Here is a 25164-nt window from a genome sequence, read left to right on the forward strand (position 1 = left end):
GAGTTGACGCGCATCCGACATGCCTGGATGACTCTGTGCGGACTCACTGACGGCCCGGACGCGGCCCAGTCGGGGCCTGGGCCGGCAGCCGTCGAGCCCGACCAGAGCGAGCTCGCAAGCGAGCAGAACCATCAGGCGCTGACCCTCCTAAATCCCGGAGAAAGACTGGGAGTCCCGAGCGGCTGCTAGCATGCGGGCATGGACGAGCATTTGGTCGCTCTCGAGAAGCGTATGCAGCAGCTGCAGGAGGCGATCCGGCAGGCGCTCACGCAACACGACAACGCCCAAGCAAGCCGCCTCGGCGCGGAACTGACGCGCACTCAGCACGCCTGGAACGTACTGTGCGGACTCACTGACGTCCCGGAAACGGCCCGGCCAGAGGACCAGCCTGAGCCCGCACCGACGGCCGCCGAGCCCAACCAGGCTGTGCCCGTACGCGACCAAGTCCACCAGGCGCTAGCTCTCCTCACCGTACCCGCCTCGCCGAAACTGCTCAGCCAGGTCCACCAGGCCTTCTTCTCCAGCCCGCTGAACACGGCGCGCCTCACCACCCTGCGCCGCGACGAGGAACGCTCCTTCCGCTCCGCCCCCTACGGCCGCGCCTACTACATCTGCCCCGCGCTGACGTCCGATCTGCTCTCACCAGCCCGCGGGCTGCTCGCCCTGAGCACCTGGCCACTGCAGCAGCGTCTGGTGGGACCACTCACCCAGCGCGTCCACTTCCTCACCGCAGCCCTGCGGCTCGCAGACGCCGCCGAACACCTCTCCGGCGAGACCAGCCTGCCACAGCCCGTCCAGCAACTCCTGCTGCACTACAGCCGCAACATCCACGGCGACACCATCCGAAGCCCACGTGACCTGGACGCACTGCGACGGGCCGCCGCAGCCGAACTGGAGATCCACGCCCACGACGACGCCGACCACCGCGCCGAAGCGGCGCAGCGAGCACGCCAGAAACTCGGCGACGCAGAGCAGATCTTCGGCAACACCCTGCGCAACACCAACCGCCTGCGCCGGACTTCGTAAACCACCCCTTCAACCAGCACGGCTGTGCCCTGTCCCACCAAGGAAGAACAGTGAGCTCGCTCGACGCACGACTGAGCGCATTACGCGGAACCGCACCGCCCACCCCGCACAATGCACGAACCCTGGCAGCACTGAACGCCAACCCGAGCTGCGACCGCCGCTCCCTCATAGACGCGGCCGGCATCGACAAAGCCGCCCTCGCCGCCCACCTGGGCCTGCCCCAGCCGCTGAGAAAATCAAAGCTCGCCCTCGACTACGGCCTCGCCTTCGAACACAAGGTCACCGCCCAAGCCGGAGCCCCACTGGTGCCGCTGCTGCGCCAAGCCCTTGGCCTGACCCTGTCCGAGGTGGCCTACGAGGACCTCAACAGCGTCGGCAGCGACGAGGACAAATCTCCCCTGAAGCGACGCTACTCCCGCACCCGGTCCCGCATCCTCAGCGCAGCACACCGCAGGCCGGACCTTCACCGGACCCTGCTCGACCACCCCGTACTGCGCCTGACCGTCGCCGGCCACCAGGTCTACCTCGAGCCCGACATCGTCGCCTTCCAGAATGAGGGCGCCTTCTACATCGTCGAGATCAAATCCTTCCCCGTCATCCACGGACAGCCCGACCCCGCCAAGGTCGCCGCAGCGCTGACCCAGGCCGCAGCCTACGTCCTGGCCATGCGTGAACTCCTCGCCGATGACGGCCTCCCGCCAGAGCGCGTCTCCGAAACCGTCATCCTGATCAATCCACGTAACTTCACCCAGCACCCCACCGCCACGACCTACAACGCCCGCCAGCAGATCAAGACCTTGAGCCGTCACCTCAAGAGACTCCGGCGACTGCCCGAACTGCTGGACAAACTTCCCCCCGGAACCACTTTCGACCTCGCCCCCGGACCCGACAAGAACCCGACCAGGCCTCGCGGTGAACTCACTGCCGCACTTGCCACCGTGCAGGCCAGCTACACCACCAGCTGCCGTCACCACTGCGATCTGGCGTTCCACTGCCGCAACGAAGCCCGCCACCAAGGCAGATTCGAGACCCTGGGAACCGCAGTCCGCGACGACCTGGCAGGAATCGACACCATCACCACAGCCCTGGCCCTCACCGACGGCCGACTCCACCCGGCCCGGGACCAGCAGGACATCACCCAGGCCCTGCAGCAGGCACAGCGCATTTACGAAGACCTCCAGACAGACACCGCATGAGCCTGCTCACCTCGCTGCTGCGGATGCGTGCCACCGCCACCGGCAACGCCCTGCGCGCCAGCCACCTGCGCCACCTCCACCTCAGCGACCAGCCGCTGATGCTGCTGGCGCTGAAGCGGACAGGCCCCGCCGCACGCCCACTGGCCGTCATGCTGGGCACCGACCCATACCGGCCCCAGCTCCTGATCGCGCCCCCCTCAGGAAGCACCACCCCAATGCTCGCCGCCCTGGCAGACACCGTCACCGCATACATCGACGCCTGCCAGCGACACAGCGAATACCTGCCAGCCGTCTCCGACAACAAACCCGCACGCCGGCGCCACACCGACGCTCCCCAGATCCTCGTCCCCAACCCCCAGACCGTGCAGCACCTAAAAGATCTCGGCGACGCCCTGAGATTCCGCCGTGCCGACGACCAGAACTCCCAATCTGTTCAGCGCCTGGGCCACTGGCTCACCTACCTCACCGACCGCGCCGACATCCCCGGCTCAGCCGCCCTCATACCCCTGACCAGCTTCCTCGGCATGCACTGGGTCACCGGCCAGAGCCCCCAGGAGGACGACGACCTCGCCACCCTGCTGGCCTGGATCGACCCACCCCGCAACACAGCCTCGGGACGCGACGCCGCACTCAAGACAGAAAATCCAGCCACCCACCGCCTCGCAGGCCCAGCCACCGACGCCGCCTTCGACAACGACCACCTAGCGCCCCTGTTCGACGCCCACGCCCGTACCCGGACCCAAGGACGAGACCAGACCCGCACCCTGGCAGAACTCGAACGCCTGCTGGCCGCCTACATGCAACCCACCTGGGACCTGATGTGGCACGCCTACGCACTCCTGCAAGCCCTCCCAGAAGCCACAGGCAGCACACGCCGCTGGGACCACGAACGCACCGCGTTCACCGACGAATGCATCCACCTGACCCAGGACGGGCGCCCTCGGCCAGCCCGCGACCAAGCCGTCGCCGCCGCCGTCCGCCTGGCTCGCATGGAACACGCAGCCGCAGCCTTCGCCGCAGAACGCGCCGCCGACGACCCCTTCGCACGGGCGGAACTGCGCACCACCGGCGCAGCCTTCGGCGGAACCGTCACCGTGATCGACTCAAGGCACACCCTGCGCGGCCCCACCGGACGGCCCCAATGGCGGCCCCGGCTCATCGTGTCCACCACGGACCAGCTGCGCATGGAACCCGGCCAGCCCCTGGTCTGCCATGCCCACCGCAAGGCCGCCTACACGATCTGCGACATCACTCGCCGCGGCGGCGACACTCTCGTCGAGCTCGAGATCACCGCAGGCATGGGCCCCGCAGCCCGCCCCAACCACGGCATCCTGCCCGAGCCTGGTGCCTTCCTCGTATTCACCATCGCACCGGACCACTACCGGATGCCGGAATTCCCCTCACGAGACGAGACACCCTGGACCCACGGCGGCCCTCCTCCCGACCATCCGGACCACACCGACGAGGACGAGAGCGACGAGAGCCAGTGACACTCCCGCACCAGCCATCGCCGCAGCAGCGGATGGACCATGCCTCCCGCGCCATCCTGGAGCGACTGCCCACCCTCACCCACCGAGGCCTCGTCGTGGACTCCCCGCCCGGCGCCGGCAAATCCACCCTCGCCGCCCGGGCCGCCGACGTCCTCACACAATCCAGCCGCCCCTGCGCCGTCATGGCCCAGACCAACAACCAGGTCGACCACCTCGTGCGTCGATTCGCCCGGCACCACCCCCACCTGCACACCGCCCGGCTCACCGCCACGGACTACACCGTCCCGGACGACCTGCAAAAACACCCCCGCGTCCGAATCGGCACCCGGATCGAAGACCTCGAAAAGACCGCCGACATCATCGTGGGCACAGCAATGAAATGGGCCACGGTCACCGACCGCCGATGGCCATGGGCGATCATCGACGAGGCCTACCAGATGCGCTCCGACACGCTCCTGGGGACCGCTCGCCTCTTCGACCAGGCACTCTTCGTCGGAGACCCCGGCCAACTCGACCCCTTTTCCACAGTCGAAACAGACCGCTTCCACGGCCTGACCCACGACCCCATGAACAGCGCAGTCGCCGTCCTGCTCGCCAACAACCGCGACCTGCCCGTCCACTCCCTGCCCGTGTCCTGGCGCCTGCCGCCCTCAGCCGTCACCCTGATCAGCGACGCCTTCTACCCCTTCACGCCCTTCCACGCCGGAAGCAGCGAAACCGACCGCACCCTCACGTACTTGTCCAACGGCATGCGCACCCCCGCCGACGCAGTCATCGAACATGCCGCCCGAACCGGATGGGCCCTACTCGAGCTACCGGCCCGCATCACCCACCAGCTCGACGCCGAAGCCTTCCACGCCATCCTCGGCATCGCCGAGCGACTGCTGGTCCGTCACGCCATCACCACCTGCGAAGACAACCCACAGGGCCACATCCTGCAGCCTGGAGACATCGCCATCGGCACCGCCCACAGCAGCCAGGCCCACCACATCCGCGCACTCCTAGCCCGCAACTACCCCCAATTGCACGGCGTCACCGTAAACACCGCCAACCGACTCCAAGGCTCCGAATTCCGCGTCACCATCGTCCTGCACCCCCTCTCCGGCCGCGGCGACGCCTCCGCCTTCCACCTCGAAGCAGGCCGCCTGTGCGTGCTCACCACACGACACCGCCACGCCTGCATCGTCGTCGCCCGCGCCGGCATCGCCGGCCTCCTTGATACCCACCCCTCCAACGACCCCGTCCACCCCGGCGCCACCTCCAAGGTCCCTGACGGCTGGGAGGCACACCACTCAGTCCTCGCCCATCTGACCGACCACACCATCAGTTCTCAGACGCGGCGCGGCCGCCGCCGCAGCTAGACAGCTTGAGACACACGCCTGCAGCAACCCAAGCCGGGTACGAAGGCACAGGCAAGCAGGCCGGGCCCCAGGACCGGTGCATCGTCAGCAGCTCGCGCATGTCGGCTACCTCACTGAGGACACCGAGGTCCTCAAGCACGCTCGCTGCACATGGGAGAAGAGACTGTCCGACCCGCATCGCCCGCGGCGATCCAGGCGCCTCCGATGCCGAACAGCGCATACGCCTGAAGGTCAGAGGCGGGCCAGCGTCCAACGTATCTGTGCACCGAGGCGATCGCGTGCCGGCCGGCCACGCCTGCGCGACTCGTGTTCCAGAAGCCCTACCCCGGGAGTGGCTTCACCAGCTTCGTAGTGCGGGAATCGACATCCTTGGCACAACTTAGGACTGGCAGGTCGTGCTCAGGCAGGCCGCTCATTTCGACGGCGGTCCGGCCGAGGAGGTGAGCAGCCTGGACGGACTCGCCGGCAGCAAGCGCAGCGTAGAACCGGGCGGCGTAGGTCAGGGCGTCGACGTCACCGATGGAGTCAGACATGCTGATGACGAACGGGACAGCGTCGACGAGGCTACCGAGCTGGGCGCCGGAAAAGGATCTGTTGAACAGCGCGACCAGCGGCTTGTCGTCGACGGCTGCGATGGTCCGTGCGAAGACGTCGGGGGTGAGCATGGGCTGATCGTGGAAGCCCTCGTCGCCCTGCCCCAAGGCGATCAGATCCTGTCCCCTGCCGCCGCTCAAGTGCACGATGTGTGGGCGGAACTGGTTCAGTGCCTCCAAGAACGCGTCAGCAGCCGTCGGTCGGCTAACGAACTCGACCAAGACGCGGTGCGTGGCGCTCCGCACTGCCGCAAGGGTCCTCAGCTGCTCCCGTCTGCTGTCAGAGGCAGTGCCCAACAACAGCACTCGCAGTTTCTCCGGGCTTGGTCTCCGAAGCTCCCTTCGTGTTGTGTGTATGTGCCCGTCCGCTACTGATGTAAAGATCCCGGCCGCGACCTCACCGGCAGCAGCAAGGCCAGCGGCCCGCTCTTCCTTCATGAGCTGCGCCCCAAGGTGCGCTGCCTCCCTGCCGTATTGGGCCTCCTTCGCGCTCCAAATCTGAGCATCGCGAGCGGCCTTGTCCGCACGGTCCTCGAACACCTGCGCGCTGCGCAGTCTGACCCGTTGGTTGTTGACATTCTTGGTCTTGCCAGCGGCCGTCCGTTCCCTTGCGGCCCTTGCGCGATAGTCGGCTTCCCTTCTCCGGAATTCGCTGACCTTCTCCTCCGCGTCGGCGCGGGCTTTATTCTTGGTTTCCAGCCAGCTTCGATAGGAATTGACCAGCGAAGAAGTAGGCCTCCGGGTCGAAACAGCGGTGAGTGGCCTTACCAACTGCTCGATGGAACCCTCGTACACCCAGTCGGGTTGGCGATCCTGGGCACGTGGTCCGAGCGGCACGAAAAGGTCCTTCCAGGCCGGACCGAACATCTCCCCGATCAGGATGCGCAGGGCGTCGGACACGGCGAAGTGCACAGGTGAGTCGGGGAAGCGTGCCGCCTGGAACGACTGCTCCGTATAGAACGTGTTGTGGGCAAGCCGCGAGGCCTCCGACACGGCTTCACCGACAAGGCTCAAGTGGGTGTCCGTGACCTCACCAATGGAGGCCCCGACGCCGATCAACAAATGATGGGTGACGGCAGCGCTCTGCAGTTCGGCCAGCACTCGGCCCATGTCCCGAACGGCCGTAGGGCCGTTCAGTGCCATCAGCAGATCTGTTCTCTCGTCAGTTGTCACTGCGCGGACTACACCGTCGGTACTTGCGCGGCGCATGCTTTCGGTCAGGGAATGCCTGATGTCCTGCGTTGACGTCGGTGTCAGGTGAGGAGTGTCTGTGTTCTGACGGGAGCTGACAGCGCGCGCTTCGAGGGCAAGGCATAGGGCAGATGGCCACCGCCGGGAATCGGCGGCCAACTCGCCTCCTACGTCCTCCAGCTCGTACGGCGTCGTCATGTGCGTGGCCAGGGTCTGGCGAAATCCCTGATCCTGGAGGAGACGGGCAGCAGACACTGCCATGAGTAGAGGACGCTGTCGGTGCCGCCCGGTGACCATGCCCACGAAGAAGCCGTCGCAGGACACCAGCGCGCCCGACATTTTCGTCAACGTGCCCCTGTCGAGGGACTTAGTGCCTTCGATAACGAGCCCCATACTGACTGGCCGAGCCAGCCCACGCAGCCCAGTCCATCCGCCGATCCGCCCAAGGCCAGTGACTCGCACGGATGATGCGGATCCATCAGGGATGCGCCCCCAACTCAGCCGGGACGGTAGAAGCCGCTCCCAATCATGGCTTTCGAGGATGTTCTCGCCCGTGACCACCAGGGCGGCGTCCAGGTCCCCCGACCCTCTCCACACGGTTCGGCAAGGGATCTCCTTGCCGTCTGTGCGCACGATCCGCAACAGCGCTTCATCCGACATGTGAGCGCACGTGAGCACGAGACGGGGCGTCAGTATGATGCCAGCTTCGGATATTGTGTCCGGACTGCGTCTCCCCGTCACCATGACGACACGCGGGGACGGATCGAAAGCCCGCCCCCGGCCCGTTTCTGGAGCACCGGAAGCCCGCTCGGAGGCCGTCGGCAGTTCCGCCGCTGGCGCCACCGGCCGCTCTTCCCCGGGCTGTCGGCCGTCGTCCACCTGCCAGCTGTCGCCTGCAGCGTCCGTGTTGGTGCCCCGCATCTGCTCGCTGAGGCTGTCGATGACGAGATTCTTGGCCATCTCGTCGAGGATGATCGTGGGCCCGGCAGGGAGCTGGGGGAGGCCGTGCTCAAGGTGGTGGAGTAGCTCCCTCCCCGGCAGACTCGTCATGGCCCGGAACCGGGCGTCGAGGCGGAACTCCTTTCGGTGGGCCCCGATGAAGTCGAGCACGGTGAGTACAGCCTTGCCCGGGCTGCGAGCAAGGGCAACCCCCACCTGCCGCACGAACTGCATGCCGCTCGACACCGGATGCAGCAGGAGCAGGGTGTCCACCTGAGGGAGTCGGAGGCCTTCACCGAAGGCGGCAGTGCAGAAGACAGCATGCAAGTCGCCGCTTCTGAGGGAGGCGAGCACCTCCTGACGGGCTGCGGGGTTATTCGACGCGGTGAGAGTCATGGCCTGGAAGCCAGCGTCACGGAAGTACCGAGTCATAAATTCTGCGTGTGCCACGGACACGCAGAAGCCGACCGCCCGCATGGCCCCCACGTCGGCAACCCTGTCCCGGACGGCGTTGATGACTACCCGCGCTCGTGAGTGGTCGGCAGTCAGCAGAGCGTCAAGTGAAGCCCGGTCGTACCTTCCCTGCTTCCATTCCAGCGGTTCGAAGTTGGTGCCGTCCGCAATGCCGAAGTAGTGGACGGGACTCAGGAGGTCATCCTCCAGCGCATCCTGAAGACGCATCTCCGCAGCGATACGCCCGCCGAAGAACACATCGTGGATGCTCAGGCCGTGCTCATGCTCGGAAGCCGCAGAAAGCCCGAGCAACTCCTGCGGCATGAAGCGGTCCAGGACGCTCAGATACATCGACCATGATCCTCCACGGAACTCGTCGATGACGATCACATCGAAGTGATCAGGGGACAACTCGTCCATGACCCGGCTGAGAGCCGGCACCGTGGCGAACACATGATTCCAGAACGGAGGATTCAACCTGGCGCCATGCAGGGGCTCTCCGAAGTCCGGGGTCATCAGGACATTCCGGAATGCCTGCCGCGCTTGGTACAGCGCTTCCTCGTTGTCCGCAATGAAGAGGAGGCGCAGGTCCCGTTGGTGCTGCTCGCGCAGGCGCTTGTAGTCGAAGGCGGACATGATGGTTTTGCCGGTACCGGGGGGAGCGAGCAGGAGGTTGCGGTGCCAGCCGTGGCTCTCGCGCTCGGTGTTCAGACGATCAAGCATGTCGCGCTGGTGGACCCGCAGAACGAGTGCCCCGTCGGTCTGGAGGCTGTCCGGGGTGACTTCCTCGTTCGGGTCCGGCTCTTGGAGATCGTCCGGGGTACCTGAGGCGGGAGTCTGCTGAACGTCGTCTTTCTCGTCACGGGAGGGCTCGCGCGCGAGGCTGGCCTGTTCAGTGTTCGTGCGAGGGCCGGGGGTCTCGATTCCGAGGAGTCGCGCTGTTGCCGCAGCCGCTTGGGCGACGGGCCGAAGCCCGGTGGGCAGCATCTCCTTGCTGTTGGGGGAGTGCAGCGCGGCGACGATTCCGTGGGGGACCTGAGGGTGGGCTGCGAGGTGGTCGGTGAGGGCGAAGTGCGTGTCCCACGCCTGATCGCGGCTGAGCATTCCGCGCAGATGTTCCGCCGCGGCCGGGTGGAACCGGTACACGATGTCCGCGTCCTCGTGACGGCTTGCCGTGAGCAGGCCGGCGGTGAGGAACTCCGCGGTGTCGGCCAGGGCGGCCTCGGGAACGATGCGCTCGCGGATCACGTCGAGAACGGGGAGGGTGAACGCGTCCAGTGACGAGGCGGCGATCGCCAGCCGGACGGCGGGGGAGTGCAGGCTGTCCGTGAAGGCCTCTGCCGCGGCGGTGACGTGAGTGTCAGTTGCCGGCGCACCGGACGCCACGGTACTCGGCTGCGGACTGCGGTTCCTGGAGGGTACGCGTCCTGAGGCGGGGACGAGGACAGCCTCGCAGCCGCTCGGGTCGGTGCGCATCGTGGCCCGTGTCCAGGCGAGGACCTGGTGGGCATCCAGCTGCAGTACGGGCAGTGCCTGCCAGGGCTGCGTCCCTGGGGCGTCGTCGCGGAAGAGGCGGGGACGGCGGTAGGCGAGGAGCCGTCCGGGCGATGCCGGGATAGACGCGGTGGCGGTGGTACGGGGCAGGTCGAGACCGGAGCGGTGCCAGAGGCGTTTGGGGAGCGGATTGATCAAGGCTACGGGGGCGGTGCGGCCCCAGGTGTGGAGTGTCTGCCACAGGTCGCTACGGCGCCAGGCGGGAGCCGCGCAGTCGGAAACAACGAGCAGGAGCCGGTGGTCCGGCTGGATATGCCGGGGGTCGGATGGATCCAGAGGGAGGGGGCGGCCGTGGTGATTGTGGAGAACAGGCGGGGCCTGAGGCGGGTGCTCAAGGTGCCATACGCGGACACTGCGGAAGGCAGACAGAGCGCGCAGCATCTTGGTCAGTGCGCGTGAGGTCTCGTCCCAGACGGCCATGGAAGTGCCGCGGTCCACAACCACGACGGCTTCCAGCCAGGGTTCTGCAGCAGGCGCGAGCTGGGGGACGAGCACACCGGTGCGGGTGTAGTGATCGACGGTGGCGCCCAGGTCGAGACGGCGGTGAACCCGGGACGGCCGGAAGCGGCGCAGAGGGCGCAGGGCGCGGCCGATGTCGAGCGCGTTCGGCAGGGCTGGGGCGCGGCCAATGCTCAGGGGCCGGCCGGGCACCGAGTGAGTGCTGCTGTCGTCCTTCAGCCAGACCGAGGCGGTCCCAGGAGGGCTTGCGTCCGAAGCTGATTCAGAGGCCGGCGGATCGTCGCAGGAGTCGTCCGGTCCCGGTTCGGGCTGAAGGGGCACCTCGGCGAGTGACTCTTCGTCGGCCGGAAGCAGGTCGGCGGCGATGCCACCGGTCCAGCTGATGCCGGATCTGGCCGCGGCGAGAAGAAGAGCGTCGAGGGCATCCCGGATGTCGCCCTCCGCGCCGTCGCTGATGTCGCCCGGGCCGGCATGGGCCAAGGCGGCCAGCAGCCGTGCGGCACGGTTCTCAGCCACGCCCGAGCCCTTGCAGCAACAGCTCCTGCAGCCGCGTCCGCTGCTCCTCGTCCTGCACGCGGCTGCCGCGCAGGAGATGGACGGCGCTCAGCAACTGGTCGACGGCGAGGTTCTCGCCGCGGTTCAGCCGGTCCACGAAAGCGTTCACCAGGGCATCGGTGGTGTCCTCCTCGACCTTCTCCAAGTGAGCCTCGACGATGCTGGTGAGGGTCGAGACGGTGAGGGCGGGCATGTCGAACCGCACACAGCGCCGCAGAAACGGGGCCGGGAAGTCGCGTTCACCGTTGCTCGTGAGGACGATGACCGGAAACTGCTCGCACTCCACCAGGCCGTCTTCGACCTCATGCCGAACGCCGGGATCGGCCGTGCGGACGGTGACGTGCCTCTTCGAGTGCCGGGCAAGTTCGGGAATCTCGAAACGGCCGCGTTCCAGGACGTCGAGGAGGTCGCTCGGCAGGTCGAGATCGCTCTTGTCGATCTCGTCGATCAGCAGGGCGCGGGGGAGACGGCCGGGCACCAAGGCAGTACCGAGAGGGCCGAGTTGGACGAAGTCCCCGATGTCGTCGCGCGCGGAACGGGTGGACCGGCGTGCCACTCGCCCCCTGGACGCGACGGGACGGCCGATGGCGCGGAGGTTATAGGCGTGGATACGCCCCAGGGCGTCGTAGCGGTAGAGCGCGTCGGCGAGGGTGCTGCGGGAGGTGATGTGCCAGCGCAGCACACTCCCGAGCCCGAGTTCGGTAGCGATCTGCTCGATGACGGAGGACTTACCCGAGCCGGCCGGCCCGGTCAACAGCAGGGGCCGACGCAGATGGAGTGCGGCATTGACCGCGTCGACCAGTCCGGGGTCCGCCTGGTAGGTGCTCGCCGGGGAAGATGACGGCACGGCGTCCGTAGCGCCGGTTTTGCCCGTCGGCGCGCGCCACGGAGGCGGGGGAGGCAGTTGCTGAGGCTGCTCGGGGACGCTCCCCGTACCCGTGTAGTACGGCGTCCAGTTCATGCCTGCTCCTTCGGCGTCACGTCTTGCGGGGCGACGACCGCCCGGCCGGCGCGTCGCTGGCAGAAGTCCTGCCAGTGCGCGTCGTGCCATGTCGTACGGATATCAGCCAGATGACCGGGAACGTCTTCACCCAGTCCGTTCTCCAGCCGCTGTTTGAAGGCGCGGACGACTTTCTCCGGCAGTGACTGCCAGTGCTCCGCGACCGCGTCCTGAAGCGCCTGCGTGTCGGAGACGCCCTCACGCCGGGGCCAGATCAGGGCCGGGGTGTGGATCAGGAGTTCCTCCAGCATGAGGTCGAAGTCCTTCGTCGGCAGAGTGCTCACTCCCCACACGCAGCCGCCCATACGACGACGGTCGAGTAACTCCTGCAGCGCTTCGACGCTGCTGAGGTCACCGGAGCTGAGCCACGACGGTCCGGCCTGAACCTTGGCCTGCAAGGAGGACAGCAACTGGCTCCCAGCGTGCAGCATGTCGTCGAGACTGACGCCGGACGGGGGTGTCAGCAGGCCCGACCAGCGTGTCGTGACGTCGTAGTCGACGCCCAGCATCCGTCTCTTGCGGACCACTCGCCACTCCTCCGGGGAGGAGTCCAAAAGCAGAAGGGTCGGGACTGACACATCGACCCGCACCAACTGCTCGCCCGCCGCTCCCAGCCAGGACAGCGCCCACCCTCGGGCATCCTCCAGTGCGGACACCAGGCCAACTCGCCCGGGCTCGCACGGGAATTCTGTTGCGTGCACCACGGCCGAGCCGAAGAGAAGCGATGCCTCCACACGGGTGACGTCTTCACCGCCGTCGTCGGCGGCGACCAGGACCAGGCGGGGCGTCGCTCCGCTCAGTTCCTTCAGCCGGCTGTTCAGAGCGATGGTGGCTGCCGATTTGGCCGCCCAGGTGGTCAGTTGCTGCGGAAGAAGATCTGCTGGACTGAGCAGGTGAGCGAGGGCGGCGACGAAATGCACCAGTATCCGGTGCTGTCCTGCCGTGGTGATGGCCGACTGGTCGAGGACTGCGTGCTCGACCAGGTCACGCAAGGACGGGCAGGGCACCCGGACCACCACCTTCAAGGGGAATCCGGCGCGGGCCGCCGCCTTGCGGAGCAAGTCGTCCGTCAGAGCACCCCCGAAGACCTCCTCGAGGACGGCTACGGCGTATGTGCAGAGGTCCAGATCACGCTCGAACTCCAGGACGCGTTGGACCGCAGGGTGGCCGACACGTTCCTGTTCCAGCCCGCTGAGCCAGTCCGTGAGCTGTTCCCTGCTGTGGATGCCTTCCGTGCCTTCCAGCGGACGCAGCAGCTTGGCCAGCCTCTCGCACGCGACGGCACCAAGAGAGCCGGCGGAGCGTCGCGCGGCGGCCTGGGCGTTGCGGGCCAGCCACAGCGATTCACTGTCACCAGGGGTGCCGTCGAAGGTGTAACTGCCGGGCTCCTGGGTGTGGATACGGCCACGCAGCTCCTTGATCAACTGAGCGTCGACGGTCAGGAACTCCTCAGCATTCGTCACCCCGTGCTCCAGCAGCTCGGCAAGCTGGACACTCAGGTTCATGTCCAATGCCGACTGATGTGCGGAAGCAGCGAAAAGAACCGACACGCGCACCGTGCCTTGCTGGACTCCGGCTGTCACGGACTGCGGACCCACCAGTGAGGCGGCCGCGTGGCAGGTGTCGACGATGACTATCAGGCCATCGAGTCCATTCTCGTTCGTCACCGCACCGATCGTGGACGACACATCCAGTTGGTGGACGAGTCCGTCCTGCGCGTTTCCCGAGGTGACGAAGTACAGCGGGCCACCGCAGCCACCTACTCCATGGCCCAGCAACGCCAGGACGAGCGGGCCACGGTCCTCCTTCGCCCGATCGGCTGCCGCGGCGATCGCCGTTCCGACAACCTCTTTGCCCAGGCCAGTGCCCACGAGCAGCGACCCTGCTTCGCCTTCACCCCGGTCGACGCAGGCACCGAGATCCGGGTCCACCAGCGCGCGGTGAAGACGGCGCGCCGCGTCTTCCAGGCCCGGCAGTTCCTCCGCGCCGCTGCACTGGGCACCCACCACCAGCACATGGCGGGGTGCCGCTGATGTGGCGAGGCCAGTCACGGCAGAAGAGCTTCCGCGATCGGCCCGGCCACCTCCGCATGTTCCAGGTACTTAGTAGCTGTATGGGTCCACAACCCACCGGACTTCACGGGCGCGGTCTGTGCCTTTACCCCTCTGGCGCTCGGCGCGATCCAGTCCGCCAGCCGCGGACGCCCGACCACGACGTCGTTTCGGTCCCAGAAGTTGTGCCACGCCCCCACCCCTTCCGGGCAGGACGGCGGCCGCGGCACCAGGCGCTGCAGGACCACGCCGCCGAGCGCGAGAGGGGAACCAAGCGTCACCCACAGGGCCACCGGCCCTTCGTATTCGTGCAGAGCTTCGTAGGCCACAACGGTGCCCAGGGAGTGTGAGACCACGACGAGCGGCCGAGTGGGATCCAGTCCCTCCAGCACCCGGGAGCGGATGGCCGCCCCAAGCGCGGCCCTGTCACCGTGGCGGTTCAAGTAGCGTGCGACTTGGGAGAGCTGCAGCGCGAAAGCCTGACCACCCGCCCATTGGGCACCTTGGCGAAGACCGGGCAGCTGGAGCAGCGTCGTGGTCACCGCCACCAGTCGCCGCCCGGACTCGCCCACGCCCTGCGCGCGGCCGTCGGAGGAGACCGCATCAAGTTGGTGCCGGGCCTGTTCGATGAACCTGGCGTCGCGTGTACCGGAATCCGGTGGATACTGCTCGGCGAGTTCATCCACCATCGCCTTCAGCAAGTCGGAGAGCACCTGCTCGTCGGACGGATCCAACTCGCCCCCCGGCGCGCCTCCCTGGGCTCCTCGGGCGTTGAACAGATCGCTGTAGTCCGCGAAACGCACATCCGCGAGCCAGCCTTGGGTGAGCGCCGAGACCAACTCCGCCCGTCCGGCCGCCCGCACACCGGTGGCCAGCGCCCGGAGCCATTGCTGTCGTTCCGCCTCCGCGTCGCGGAGTCCACCGATCCCGTGAACGAACACGAGCTGCGGATTTGCCGTCCCCACCACGAGCCTCCCCCGGCCTTACTGTACGAAGACCATCCTGCCTTGTGAGGAGCCAAGGACGTGCCTGAACCTCCGCACATGACAAACATTGCTCAGCTGCCACGCTTCGGCATCCGTCAACACGCGCGCCCCATTTCGGGGAACCCACGCCTGAATCCGATGAGAGGAAGCTGCCCCGGTCCTTACTAGAACTGCCGCCCTGCGACTCTGTTGAAGGACGTCTGGTAGGCCTCCAACGCGGAGCGCGCACGTTCCTCGTCGCCGCCGAACAAACCGCCCTTGAGCGGGCCCCACTGGGCGCCCTGAGTCTCGAACTCGTACACGAGGTCGGCGACTGGGTTGCCATGATGGTTGGACCGCCACGTCGACCGTCCGTACCAGTGGGTGCGGCTCCACGACCTCCCTTCCGGGTGTGCGGCCGCGCGCACGTTCGTCACGTCCTGCGCGAGCACCCCGAGCACCGCCTCGGCCCTGTCGAACTCCGCGCTGTAGGTGTCATCGTCCGGCAACTGGTCAGAGAAGACCGGGCGAAGGATCTGGTGGAGCCACTCGGCAATCGGTGTGTGATACCGGCCGTTGTTGCGTTCTGTGAAGTCCTTCAACGAGTCGCCCAAATCCCTCCCGGTCAGGGTGGCGCGTGCGAGGGCGTTGGAGATCAAGTCCGTGGTGCTGCCGAACGCCTGGTGCGGGTCCGTCATGTCGATGACCGGCGCCGGTTTCTGTTCGTAGCGGTCCCTGACCGAGGGGTCGACGACAAGCGACTTGAGGTTGGCCCAGTTGCCACTCGACGTACAGGCGAGCGCGGCCGTCATGATGCTCACCATGCCGGGGATGTGCCGAAGACCAACGAGCGCGGAATTCCCGCTTTCCTGTTTGATGGCCGCCGCGACGAAGGACCGGATGCTGTTCGTCCAGGGTGTCAACGATTCCGGTGTCCCCCATCGTGACGCGACCTGGAGCGGCGCACACAACGGCACGGAGAGAGTCCAAAGCTCTCGGGCCTCCTCGGCGATGCGAACGATCTGCTCCTCGTCCGTGCCGCCCAGCGGCCCGGCCATGCGGTCCTGGTCTTTCAGGACCGCGAGGACACGCTGGACTTCCTGTGAGATCAGATCGTCCAACTCGATGCGGCGCGAGGGTTCGGGGAGCATCTCCTTGGTGAGCCTTCGAAGGAGGTCCACTCGGTCCGTGGCCTTCGCCTGTTCGACGGCGGCCAGGGCGGTGGCTGGGTCGGGCCTTCTCTCACCGAGCTGACGACTGATCGTGGTGACGAGTCTGACCACGTTGGCCGTGTGCTCCTCCCCGAACAGGTCCGAGTAGTTGAGGTCGCTCAGCACGCGTCCTGCCCCAAGGTCCCATTCGGGGACGGCTCCCGCGTCGAATCTCACCGGGATCAGCCAGACACGTCCCGGCGGTCTGAGACGTAACTCCTCGACGGCGAGCGACAGTTCCTCGTTCATGTAGGACTTGCCCTTTGCCCTGGAATTGTCCGAGAAGCAGGCCAGGAAGACGAGCGATCCGTCTCTGATCGCCGCGCGGATCTCGGTTCTCCAGGCATCGCCAGGCCCGAGGTCCTGGCGGTCTCGCCAGTACGGGATCTGCGCCGCCTCCAGGACAGCGCACAGGCCATCCACCCGATCCGAGTCCTCACGGACGTAGGAGATGAAGACGTGTTTGGCCACTTCGTCGCTCATGGGTCGGATGATAAATCCAGGCTCTGACACCGAGAGTTGTTTCAGAGCAGGCCGCCATCAGCGACTCGGCCGACGTGACGCCGCAGCCCTCGGACAAGGCTGCACGCGGTCAGCCAGTACTGCCTGAGCACCTTGCCTAGCCACACCCGGGACGGCGCAGAGCCTTTGGACGGTTTCGGGTTAACTCAATTTTTCAGGGGCCCTGAGCAGGGACGAAAGGCAAACCCGCCTGGTTCGCCGGTGAACACGTCGGTTTGGACGGACGCTGATACGACTGGCCGCGAGGGTGCCGACACCGGCACCATGAGGTCTCGACGGCGGGGCACGACCCCGCATCAATCCCACCCCGAAACGCCCGAGTTGGGTGTCGGGTGCCTGCCTGCCTGGAGTTGCACATGTCTGCCCTGCCCCTGCCCGCCAGCCCCGAGCCGTCGGCATTCTGCTCCACCCACCTACCGGAGCGCCCTCAGCAGAGCCGGCTCGGCATCCCCGAGGTTGTGGTCGTCGTCGTGGTCGTCCTGGCATCGGCAGCCCTGGCCGCCGGAAACCGGCCCGTTCCGGCCGCGCTGGTCGTGGTGGCCGCTGCCGCGGCTGACCTGATCACCGGCCGTCGTCCGAGCGCACTCGGCAGGCCCTCCCGCCGCCGCAGGCGGTGAGAATGGGCCGTCCCACCAAGCCCGTCGACGCCAGCGCCCACCCCCGGCTGCGGGCCCTGGCCGCGTACCTGCGCCAGCTCAAGGACGAGTCCCGCATCACCTACGCCACCCTGTCGGAGCGCACCGGGCCAGCGAACACGCCGGGATTCCGCGGAGCCTCCACCCTCAGCCAGGCCGCCCGCGGCACACACCTGCCACCGCTCGAGACCGTCCTCGCCTACGCCCGCGCTGCCGGCGACCCCGGCGGCTACTCCATACAGTGGCGCGAAGCGAAAACCCGGAGCCTGTGGAAGGCAGCCGCGGCCGAGAAAGCACGCCGGCACCTGTCAGGCCGGGCCCGACGGACCCGGCAGGTCCGCACCCAGGCATCCCTGGCCCAGGAACTGGCCCGACTGCGCCTGCGGGCCGGCCGGCCCTCTTACAGCGCCATCGAGCAGGCGACCAAAGCCGGCGGACACCGTGTGCCGCGTTCGACAGCCCACCTGATCCTGAGCGGGAAGGCCCTGCCCAGCCGCGAGCAGTTGTCCGCGCTCCTGCAAGCCTTCGACGTGAGTGCCCCGGACACCGCTCAGTGGCACACGGTCCTCAACCGGATCGAAGACCGCCGGCGACCGCCCGAGCCGCCGCCCCGGCGGTGGGGAGGGTACGTGTGCGCGGACGCCCACCCGGCCGTGCAGGAGCACCTCGAACGCCGCGAGCGCGACGAGGAGATCAAGCGCCGCACCGGTCAGATCCAGCCGGACGAGACGTACGAGGACTACGAGGACCGCATGCGCGAGAGGGCGTTCCAGCGAGCCGCAGAGGAATGGCTGGTCGAGGAGTACGAGGAGTACGAGGACGATGAGCCGGGGGGCGAGGCTGAGGAGCAGGCGCGGGCCGCCGAGCAGACCGCCTTCCGCGTCCGGCTGAGGGCCATGGTGGAGCCCGACAGCCCCCACGGAGCCGACTGAACGTGCCTGACAGTTCCCCGGGCCGACTGCCTGGCGTCTCCAGCCCACTGCCATCCCTCCTGCATGGCAGGGCCGGACTCGGGAGCACTCTTGAGTCCGACGCCAGCGTTACATAATCTCAGAGGTTGGCGTTACATAAATCTGGTCAATGTGATGTAGCGTCAGCTAGGCTGTGAAGTGGCGTTACATTTTGATGGCGCGGTGTGCCGCGCCTGCTGACGGCCGCCAAGCCGAAGCTCGGCTTCCCCGTAAACCCGCTCGCCGTTTCTGCCCTGGAGCCCTCAGGTGCCTTCCTCGCGTTCATCCCACACCGCCGGTGAGGCAGCTTCCGCCGCTGCAGTACCGGACAACCCCGCCAACGATGCCGCGCCCGCAGCTCCTGCATCGCCGACCGAGCCGACTCCACACTGGGCGGGGACCTGGCCCCTGCATCTCCCGACGACTCCCACCTTCTCTGCCAGCGCCGACCGCCGACAGGGAGCAGACAGTGAACCCGAGGCTGCCGACAGCCCGTTGACCGAGGCGGGAACAGCCTCCGCCGATCCGGCTGCGGAAACACCTCACGACCCTCCGAGTGAAGACCCCCATGCACCCGCCCGCCCGGCGACGCTGCACGAGGCCCGCAGCAAACTCCGACAGATGATCAACGCTGCCAGCGAAGGGCACACCACACCCCTGACCCGCGGCCCGCACCATGCCCTGCTCACCACCCCCGCCCACGCCACCGAACTGGGCTGGGACCTCACCCAAGCCACGACCCACAGCTTCGCGGACGCCCGCAAAAAGCTCGGGGATCTGATCCAGTCCGGCGCTGAAGGCCACCCCCAGGTGCTCTGCCGCCACAAGACCCCCGTCGCCGTACTGCTCCCCGCAACCGCGGACGGCACGCTCATCCCGCCCGAACCCCAAGCCGAACCCGCACCCGACACAGCAGCTCCAGCCGCACCCCCGGACTCCACCTCACCCCCTCAAGGCGAGCAAGCAGTCCAGAATCCCCTTGCGACCACAACGGCAGCCGAAGCGGCCGAAGAGCCCGCGCCCGCGCCGACAACTGCCCCTGCCGAAGCGGCCGCCGCACCCACCACGCCCTCAGAACCACAGCCAGCTCCGGCAGCCCCAGACACGCCCGCACCTACCCCCACACCCTCCGCTGCACCCGGCCCCGCCCCAGCGCCAACCGCCCCGCCGCCCAGCCCTGCCGCACTCCAGCACCCGGTCACTGCGCCAACTGCCCTTCCCCCGAGCCAGCCCGAGCCGAGCCCGCCGGCCTCCACTCCCGCGGAGCCCGGTTCCGGCCACGAGAGCGCCATCCCGGCCAGCGGCCCACAAGCCCTCACCGCGCCGCGCACTCCGCGACGCCTGGCGGTACTCGCCCAGGCCCTCGACACCGTCCTCCCGGCCGCCGCTCCCGCCGGTGAAACCACCACACCCGCACCCCAGATGGGTCTGCCGACCGGCATCCGCGCGCTGGACGACGTCCTCGGCGGCCTGCAGCCCGGACGCTTCTACCTCGTCGCAGCCGCTCCCGGCGCCGGATCCAGCCTGATCGCCACCGCCGCCGCACGCACCAGCGCCCTCGACCAGCACCGACCCGTGCTGTACGCCGCCTCCGGACTCACCCGCGCCGACGTCGCCGCACGGATCGTCGCCGCGCACCTGCCGGTCGACTACAGCCGCCTGCGAGCCGGCCGCCTCACCCCCACCGAACAGGACGATGCCGCAGCCCTCCACCACCACCTGGCCCAAGCCCCGCTGTACATCGACGACGGCACCGACCTGACCACCGACGCGATCGCCGAGAGCGTCCCCGACCTGCCCGACCTGGCCCTCGTCGTGGTCGACCGCCTTCAGACCACCGCAGACCCCCGGCTGCCGCTGTCCGGCCCGCCCCAGATCACCGACGCCGCCCAGGCTCTCGCCCACCTGGCCCGCACCCACGAGCTCCCCGTCCTCGCCGCCGTCGACACCGACGACCCCCAGCTGATCGCCACGCTCAGCCTCGACATCACCATCACCCTGACCCGCGACGCCGACCAGATCCACACCACGATCACCGAACGCGACCTCGGCCCCCAGGCCACCCTCACCCTCCACGCCGACCTCGCCCACGCCCGCATCACCGACCCCACCAACCCCTACGCCAGCCCCACCCCAGAGCCACAGACACCCCCGGCCGCGCCCCAGCACACCCCCGCACAGACCCCGCAGGCGCCTCTCCAAGCCCCCAACAGCCCGACCTCGGACTCCACACCCACCGAGCCCGCACCGACAGCCCACACAGCCGACCCACCCAGGCCATCGCCCCGCCGCACCGCCGCTCCACCTCCGCCCGTGGGCGGCTACGCAAACCGGGACTACAGCTACTTCACCGGCATGATCACCCGCGCCGTCGACGAAGCCCTCCACGACCACGACGGTGACGTCACCGCCGCAACCGAAGCCCTGGTGAAAAAGGCCGTACCGAACGCAATGGCCTTGTTCGAATCAACCCGCGTCGGCGGAAATTACGAGCACACCGTCTACCCGGAAACCCTCGAATTCCTCCGAAAGAAAACAAAAGACGGCGCCGACGAAATCTGGGAAGGCCGCCACAACTGGACCAACACCCACCTCATGGAAGCCCTCCAAAACGGCACCCACCCCCCGATCACCGTCTACGCCCTCGACACCAACGCCAGCTTCCTGTCCGCCTTCAAGACCCACCTGCCCATCGGCGCCCTGATCCACGACCCCAACGGCGGCTTCGACCCCAAGCGTTCCGGCATCTACCGCCTCCCCACCCGCCCCACCTGGCACCACCCCCACCTGCCCGACCCCATCGGCAACCGCCGCGAAGACGGCCCCGTCCTCCTCGACGACGCCACCATCCGCCTCCTCATCCGCTGCGCCCGCCTCGGCCTGTGCGAGACCCCGCACATCACCGAGTGCTGGACCTCCGGCACCAGCGAAGGCCTCCTGGAAAAATTCCGCCGCGTCCTCACCGAGGCCCGCACCAAAGCCCTCGAAACCGACGACACGGTGACCGTCGAATACATCAAGGCCATGTACTCGAAATTCACCTCCACCATCGGAGAATCAAGCGTCAACCGCGACATCCGCCGACCCGACTGGATGCACATCATCCGCTCCCAGGCATTCGCAAACCTCTGGTACAAATCCCACCGGGCACACAGCAACGGCCTGAGCGTCGTCCGTGTCCGCGGCACCGACGAACTCCACGTCGCCGGTGACTGGCGCGCGGTATTCACCGAAGGCCGCCTCACCACCCAGATGAAACAAAAAGACCAGTACCCCCTGCCGAGGAAGAGCGCCCGATAGATGTCGACCGACGGCTGGAAGAACTTCGGCAACTACGGCGCAGACCGCGACCCTGGAAACGTCCACGGCAAAATTGCCCTCGCCCGTGCCCTCGAAGACGCCCTCGAACGCATGATCATCGACGGCGGGATCAAATCCCCAGTAGGCACCCGCCGCGGCCTGAAAGCCCGCATGCGCTACCTCACCACCACCAAAGGCGGCCCCCAAGCCCTGGCCGACGCCGGCATCCACGCCACCCCCGCCACGATCCGCGCCTGGACCCGCGGCACCCAACGCCCGCGCCCAGCCAGCCTCGAAGCGATCGACACCGCCTACTGGAACCTGCGCGCCCACAACGTGCTCGCCAACCCAGGAGCCCTCAAACAGCACCTCAACCGAGGCGGCCGAGGCACCCGCATCGAGATCCACCCCGTCAACCAGACCGCCGTCGACGAACCACGCCGCCGCAGCAACCTGAGGATCCAGCACCGGCAGGTCCGCTACATCTGGGACGACGCCGTCGACGCCCTCGTCGCCAGCGACCTGGAGACCATGGAAGACCTCTGGGACGACGTCATCGCCGAACTCGACTCCGACTGGGGCGCCTACACCTACGTCTCCTACATCGGCATCGGCGCCTGACACGACCGCCCGCGGCCGGCCTGACCGACCCAAAGCGGCGCCGGCGCCCCGTAAGACCGATGGTCTGCAGGGAAGTGCCAGTTGAACGTCGTCTGTGCGTCAGTGGCGCAGGCGCGTGACCTGCGTGTTGACGCTGACGGGTGGTGCTCATTCGTTGCTGGCTGAGTGACGAAGGACCATGTCATTCTCACACCGACCACCAGGCACGGCCGGGACTAACTTCGCGGGCTACTCGGCGCCTACCGCACAGAACGCACCCCGCGTACGGCATGGGGCAGGCCCCGTCTATCGGACTTTTTGACAGGAGAGTGCCCTCGGAACGTGCCAGGAGCCCGGGCGGAAAACCCGACCTCACCCGCTGGCTGCACGACCGCCGCTGCGAGCACGGCGACGACCTGGAACTGGTGATCTGGGATGAGACGGGCTACGGCATCCCCTGGGAACTGTTCTGGCTCGACACCCCGCCCCGTTCCCCACAACGGGCCGGCTGGCTCGGCGGGTTGATCACGCTCACACGCTGGCTAACCGTCAACGCCGCCTGGTCCGTCGTACGCGAGTACGCCGAGCCCCATACCTGCGCAGGCCCCGTCGCCGCCTACATCGCCGAAGACATGCGCCACGACGACCGGCTCCTGCACGCGTACGCATCCGAAGGCATCGCCGGGGTGCGGGGCCTGCCCAAAGCATTGGCGGCTGGCGACCCCCTGGGCATGGTGTACGTCGCCTGTCACGGCACATTCGGGCGCGGGGAAGACGACTGCCTGCTCGGTGACGTGCCCCTGGTGATGCTGGAGGGCGGCAACTCATTCGAACGGCTGGCGTCCGCCGCCACCTTCGTCTTCCTCAACGCCTGCCATTCCGGTCAGCTCCTCGCCGATGAGGGCGAGTACGCGGACCAGACCCAACGCGGCTTCTCCGAGCTGTTTCTGCGCTCCGGGGCGGCAGGCGTACTTGCCACCAGTGGCGCGATCGGAGACGAGGAGGCCCACCAGATGGCCGACGAACTCCTGCAACTCCTCAGTGCCCGCCCCCACACACCGATCGCCGTAGCCCTGCGCGAACTGCGCTCAACGGTGGCCCATTTGACCCCGGCAGATCTGCTGGACGTAGACGGTAAGGAGGAGCAGCGGCGCCTGTTGCCGTTGCTGTACCGCTTTATGTATGTCTACTACGGCAGTCCGCGCACCGTGGTCACTCTCACTGCCCGTGAGGCATCGACATGACCACCGTGCGCGTTAAACCACGCGTCGCCTGGCCCCGCTCCGTGGTGGCTGGCGAGCCGTTCCTGGTCTCCGTGGACCTTGCCCTCGTCGACACCGGCGGGGAGCCATGGCCCTTCGAGGACGAGGAGATCGAATTTACCTGCCTCCTAAATGGCGGGCGGTACTTCCGTGTTGAGGCGGTCCATGACGCGAGTGTCGTGCTGCACCGCTTCGGCGGCTCCTACGGCCCGGCCGAGTTTGTGGTGGTGACCCGGACGACGTCCGGCAGGCATTCCCTCCGGCTGACTCCGCTCACGTCCCACGGTGTGGTCATGGGATCGGTGGAGGTTCCTGTCCAGGTCGGACCGGCGACCGCGGAGGCCGGGACGAGGGTGGTGAAGCTGGCCCCACGAGCGTGGTCCAACGCACCGGTACCGGTACGAAGGATGGAGGCGGGACAGGTCGCCGAGATCATCGTATTGCGGCCCGGAGGCCTGCCGGGACGGCGCGGTTCCGGATACCGGGTCGGGCCCGTGTACGTGCTGACGGCCGCTCATGTCGTCGCTGGCCCGACCGCCTCGGTCCAGGTGTGTTTCGACGCCCACCGGCCGGGGGAGTGGAGCGCCGACGCCCACGTCGTCCTGCTGTCCGAGGCGGCGGACCTGGCACTGCTGGAAATCACAGCTGTCCCGCCCAACCTGCCCCCCATCGTCTCGCCGCGCTACGCCGCCATCCCAGAGGCCGACGCGATCTTGCCGTTCAGCGCTGTCGGCTTCCCCCAGTTCCAACTCCGCACAGACCCCGGTTCCACGCAGATCGTGTACCGCGACTCCTGCCTTGTGCGCGGAACGATCTCAGTTCTGTCCAACCGCCGTGAGGCCACAATGGAGCTGGTCGTCGCCCCACCGTCCGTCGGCGTCGCGCCAGAGCGCTCCCCGTGGGAGGGCATGTCCGGGGCCGCAGTGTGGTGCGACGGCGCCTTGGTTGGCATGGTGAGCTTTCACCACCGATCCGACGGGATTGGCAGGCTGGCGGCCTGCAGGGTGGACCGCTGGTACGACCTCCTGTCCCCGGCGGAACTGGAACTGCTCCAGCACGACGCCGGCCTGCCCCCGCGCGACGAACTCGCCCCTGCTGACGTCACCAGCACCTCGAACCAGGCCGTCGTGTTTGCCGACCTGCCCGCCGACCTGCCGCTACACGAACTTGCCGATCTCGTCGACGCATTGACGGCCCTCCCGCTGCTGCGAAGCCCGAACGGCATGAGCGTCCTCCTCGACAGCATCGACCCCGTGATCCCCGCAACCAGCCCCCGCTCCGCCAACCTGCGGATAGACCTTTTCGGCATCGTGCGGACCTGCCTGCGCTACCCGGGCACGCTCGGCCAACTACTGGAGGCCGTACGTCTGCTGGAGGGCCCGTCCATGGAGACGGAACGCGTCGACCATGTGGCTGGCGAGCTGACACGGCGGTGCGGACACGATACTTCCAACTGACTTGGGCTACGCCTGAGTCGAACGAAGCGGGAAGTCGGCCGCCGCGCCATTCGCGGCTTCGCCAGCTCCACAGGAGCCGTCGCCGTCCTCGAGTGGTGGCTGCGCACCCGCTGAACCGCTGTTGGTCTGCAGGGGAGTGCCAGTTGAACGTCGTCTGTGCGTCAGTGGCGCAGGCGCGTGACCTGGGTGTTGACGCTGACGGGTGGTGCCAATTCGTTGCTGGCATGAGTGACGAAGGGCCGATGTCATTCTCACGCGGACCACTACTGCGGAACCCGCTGTCCGCTACCGGGTGACTAGCGTCGTCATGCAGGGCACCGGCCCCTAGCCGGTGCCCTGCATGACGACGCCACAGTTGTTGCCCAACGCCGGTTCCAGCAACGCTTCAAGTTGG

At 67.6% G+C, this 25164-nt stretch carries 16 protein-coding genes; 11 read left to right on the forward strand and 5 right to left on the reverse strand.

From position 1 onward, the window contains the following. The first annotated feature begins 198 nt into the window (after positions 1–198). Genes EJ357_RS47850 through EJ357_RS47865 form a run of 4 tightly spaced genes read left to right on the forward strand, consistent with a single transcriptional unit; the run spans position 199 to position 5073 of the window. Positions 199–1026: a hypothetical protein gene (locus tag EJ357_RS47850; protein WP_126387422.1), complete on the forward strand. Its 828-nt coding sequence runs from the start codon at positions 199–201 to the stop codon at positions 1024–1026. Positions 1027–1076: 50 nt separating this feature from the next. Then, positions 1077–2222, forward strand: coding sequence for a hypothetical protein (locus tag EJ357_RS47855; RefSeq protein ID WP_228472881.1), 1146 nt, complete (start codon positions 1077–1079; stop codon positions 2220–2222). After that, positions 2219–3712 carry a hypothetical protein gene (locus EJ357_RS47860; RefSeq protein WP_126387420.1) on the forward strand — a complete coding sequence of 498 codons (1494 nt, stop codon included), beginning with the start codon at positions 2219–2221 and terminating at the stop codon, positions 3710–3712. Before EJ357_RS47855 ends, EJ357_RS47860 begins: the two co-directional genes overlap by 4 nt. After that, on the forward strand, positions 3709–5073 hold the full coding sequence (locus EJ357_RS47865) for an AAA domain-containing protein (protein WP_228472882.1): 1365 nt from the start codon (positions 3709–3711) through the stop codon (positions 5071–5073). The genes EJ357_RS47860 and EJ357_RS47865 overlap by 4 nt, the downstream gene beginning before the upstream one ends. A 320-nt stretch (positions 5074–5393) precedes the next feature. Here the strand turns inward: EJ357_RS47865 and EJ357_RS47870 are convergent, their stop codons facing one another. From EJ357_RS47870 to EJ357_RS47880, 3 genes are read right to left on the reverse strand one after another with little or no spacing between them, the layout of a single operon-like run. Beyond that, entirely contained in the window at positions 5394–10778 is a 5385-nt protein-coding gene (locus tag EJ357_RS47870) for an SAV_2336 N-terminal domain-related protein (RefSeq protein ID WP_126387418.1), read from the reverse strand. Further along, positions 10771–11778 carry an AAA family ATPase gene (locus EJ357_RS47875; protein WP_126387416.1) on the reverse strand — a complete coding sequence of 336 codons (1008 nt, stop codon included), beginning with the start codon at positions 11776–11778 and terminating at the stop codon, positions 10771–10773. The genes EJ357_RS47870 and EJ357_RS47875 overlap by 8 nt, the downstream gene beginning before the upstream one ends. Further along, positions 11775–13322: a vWA-MoxR associated conflict system protein gene (locus EJ357_RS47880; RefSeq protein WP_126387414.1), complete on the reverse strand. Its 1548-nt coding sequence runs from the start codon at positions 13320–13322 to the stop codon at positions 11775–11777. Before EJ357_RS47880 ends, EJ357_RS47875 begins: the two co-directional genes overlap by 4 nt. A 108-nt stretch (positions 13323–13430) precedes the next feature. On the opposite strand from EJ357_RS47880, the gene EJ357_RS47885 reads away from it, so the two are divergent. Beyond that, positions 13431–13850 (forward strand): hypothetical protein, encoded by a 420-nt coding sequence (locus EJ357_RS47885; RefSeq protein ID WP_126387412.1) that lies wholly within the window; start codon positions 13431–13433, stop codon positions 13848–13850. A 14-nt stretch (positions 13851–13864) separates the two neighbouring features. Here EJ357_RS47885 and EJ357_RS47890 read toward each other — a convergent pair whose 3' ends face one another. Both EJ357_RS47890 and EJ357_RS47895 read right to left on the reverse strand, forming a co-directional pair. Next, positions 13865–14836: a lipase family protein gene (locus EJ357_RS47890; protein WP_126387410.1), complete on the reverse strand. Its 972-nt coding sequence runs from the start codon at positions 14834–14836 to the stop codon at positions 13865–13867. Between the two features lie 182 nt (positions 14837–15018). Beyond that, positions 15019–16527, reverse strand: a complete 1509-nt coding sequence (locus EJ357_RS47895) for a toll/interleukin-1 receptor domain-containing protein (RefSeq protein WP_126387408.1) — start codon at positions 16525–16527, stop codon at positions 15019–15021. A 395-nt stretch (positions 16528–16922) separates the two neighbouring features. Here EJ357_RS47895 and EJ357_RS47900 point away from each other — a divergent pair, with 395 nt between their 5' ends. From EJ357_RS47900 to EJ357_RS47925, 6 genes are all read left to right on the forward strand, one after another. Next, the gene (locus tag EJ357_RS47900) at positions 16923–17183 is read left to right on the forward strand and encodes a hypothetical protein (RefSeq protein ID WP_126387406.1); all 261 of its coding nucleotides are present in this window, start codon (positions 16923–16925) and stop codon (positions 17181–17183) included. Between the two features lie 2 nt (positions 17184–17185). Continuing rightward, complete coding sequence (locus tag EJ357_RS47905; protein ID WP_126387404.1) at positions 17186–18133, forward strand: helix-turn-helix domain-containing protein; 948 nt, start codon at positions 17186–17188, stop codon at positions 18131–18133. Between the two features lie 1440 nt (positions 18134–19573). Next, complete coding sequence (locus tag EJ357_RS47910) at positions 19574–21451, forward strand: DnaB-like helicase C-terminal domain-containing protein (RefSeq protein ID WP_126387402.1); 1878 nt, start codon at positions 19574–19576, stop codon at positions 21449–21451. After that, positions 21452–22072, forward strand: coding sequence for a hypothetical protein (locus EJ357_RS47915; protein ID WP_126387400.1), 621 nt, complete (start codon positions 21452–21454; stop codon positions 22070–22072). A 308-nt stretch (positions 22073–22380) separates the two neighbouring features. Continuing rightward, positions 22381–23295 carry a CHAT domain-containing protein gene (locus tag EJ357_RS47920; RefSeq protein ID WP_175647230.1) on the forward strand — a complete coding sequence of 305 codons (915 nt, stop codon included), beginning with the start codon at positions 22381–22383 and terminating at the stop codon, positions 23293–23295. Further along, positions 23292–24770, forward strand: coding sequence for an effector-associated domain 2-containing protein (locus EJ357_RS47925; protein WP_126387396.1), 1479 nt, complete (start codon positions 23292–23294; stop codon positions 24768–24770). Before EJ357_RS47920 ends, EJ357_RS47925 begins: the two co-directional genes overlap by 4 nt. Positions 24771–25164: the final 394 nt, after the last annotated feature.

Source organism: Streptomyces cyaneochromogenes (assembly GCF_003963535.1).
Lineage (GTDB): Bacteria > Actinomycetota > Actinomycetes > Streptomycetales > Streptomycetaceae > Streptomyces > Streptomyces shaanxiensis.

Excerpts from the sequence above, each read along its gene's own strand:
- EJ357_RS47860 (WP_126387420.1), top strand. The coding sequence starts at position 2,219 with ATGAGCCTGCTCACCTCGCTGCTGCGGATGCGTGCCACCGCCACCGGC.
- EJ357_RS47880 (WP_126387414.1), bottom strand. The coding sequence starts at position 13,322 with ATGAACCTGAGTGTCCAGCTTGCCGAGCTGCTGGAGCACGGGGTGACG.
- EJ357_RS47850 (WP_126387422.1), top strand. The coding sequence starts at position 199 with ATGGACGAGCATTTGGTCGCTCTCGAGAAGCGTATGCAGCAGCTGCAG.
- EJ357_RS47905 (WP_126387404.1), top strand. The coding sequence starts at position 17,186 with ATGGGCCGTCCCACCAAGCCCGTCGACGCCAGCGCCCACCCCCGGCTG.
- EJ357_RS47910 (WP_126387402.1), top strand. The coding sequence starts at position 19,574 with ATGGGTCTGCCGACCGGCATCCGCGCGCTGGACGACGTCCTCGGCGGC.
- EJ357_RS47900 (WP_126387406.1), top strand. The coding sequence starts at position 16,923 with ATGTCTGCCCTGCCCCTGCCCGCCAGCCCCGAGCCGTCGGCATTCTGC.
- EJ357_RS47925 (WP_126387396.1), top strand. The coding sequence starts at position 23,292 with ATGACCACCGTGCGCGTTAAACCACGCGTCGCCTGGCCCCGCTCCGTG.
- EJ357_RS47915 (WP_126387400.1), top strand. The coding sequence starts at position 21,452 with ATGTCGACCGACGGCTGGAAGAACTTCGGCAACTACGGCGCAGACCGC.
- EJ357_RS47875 (WP_126387416.1), bottom strand. The coding sequence starts at position 11,778 with ATGAACTGGACGCCGTACTACACGGGTACGGGGAGCGTCCCCGAGCAG.
- EJ357_RS47895 (WP_126387408.1), bottom strand. The coding sequence starts at position 16,527 with ATGAGCGACGAAGTGGCCAAACACGTCTTCATCTCCTACGTCCGTGAG.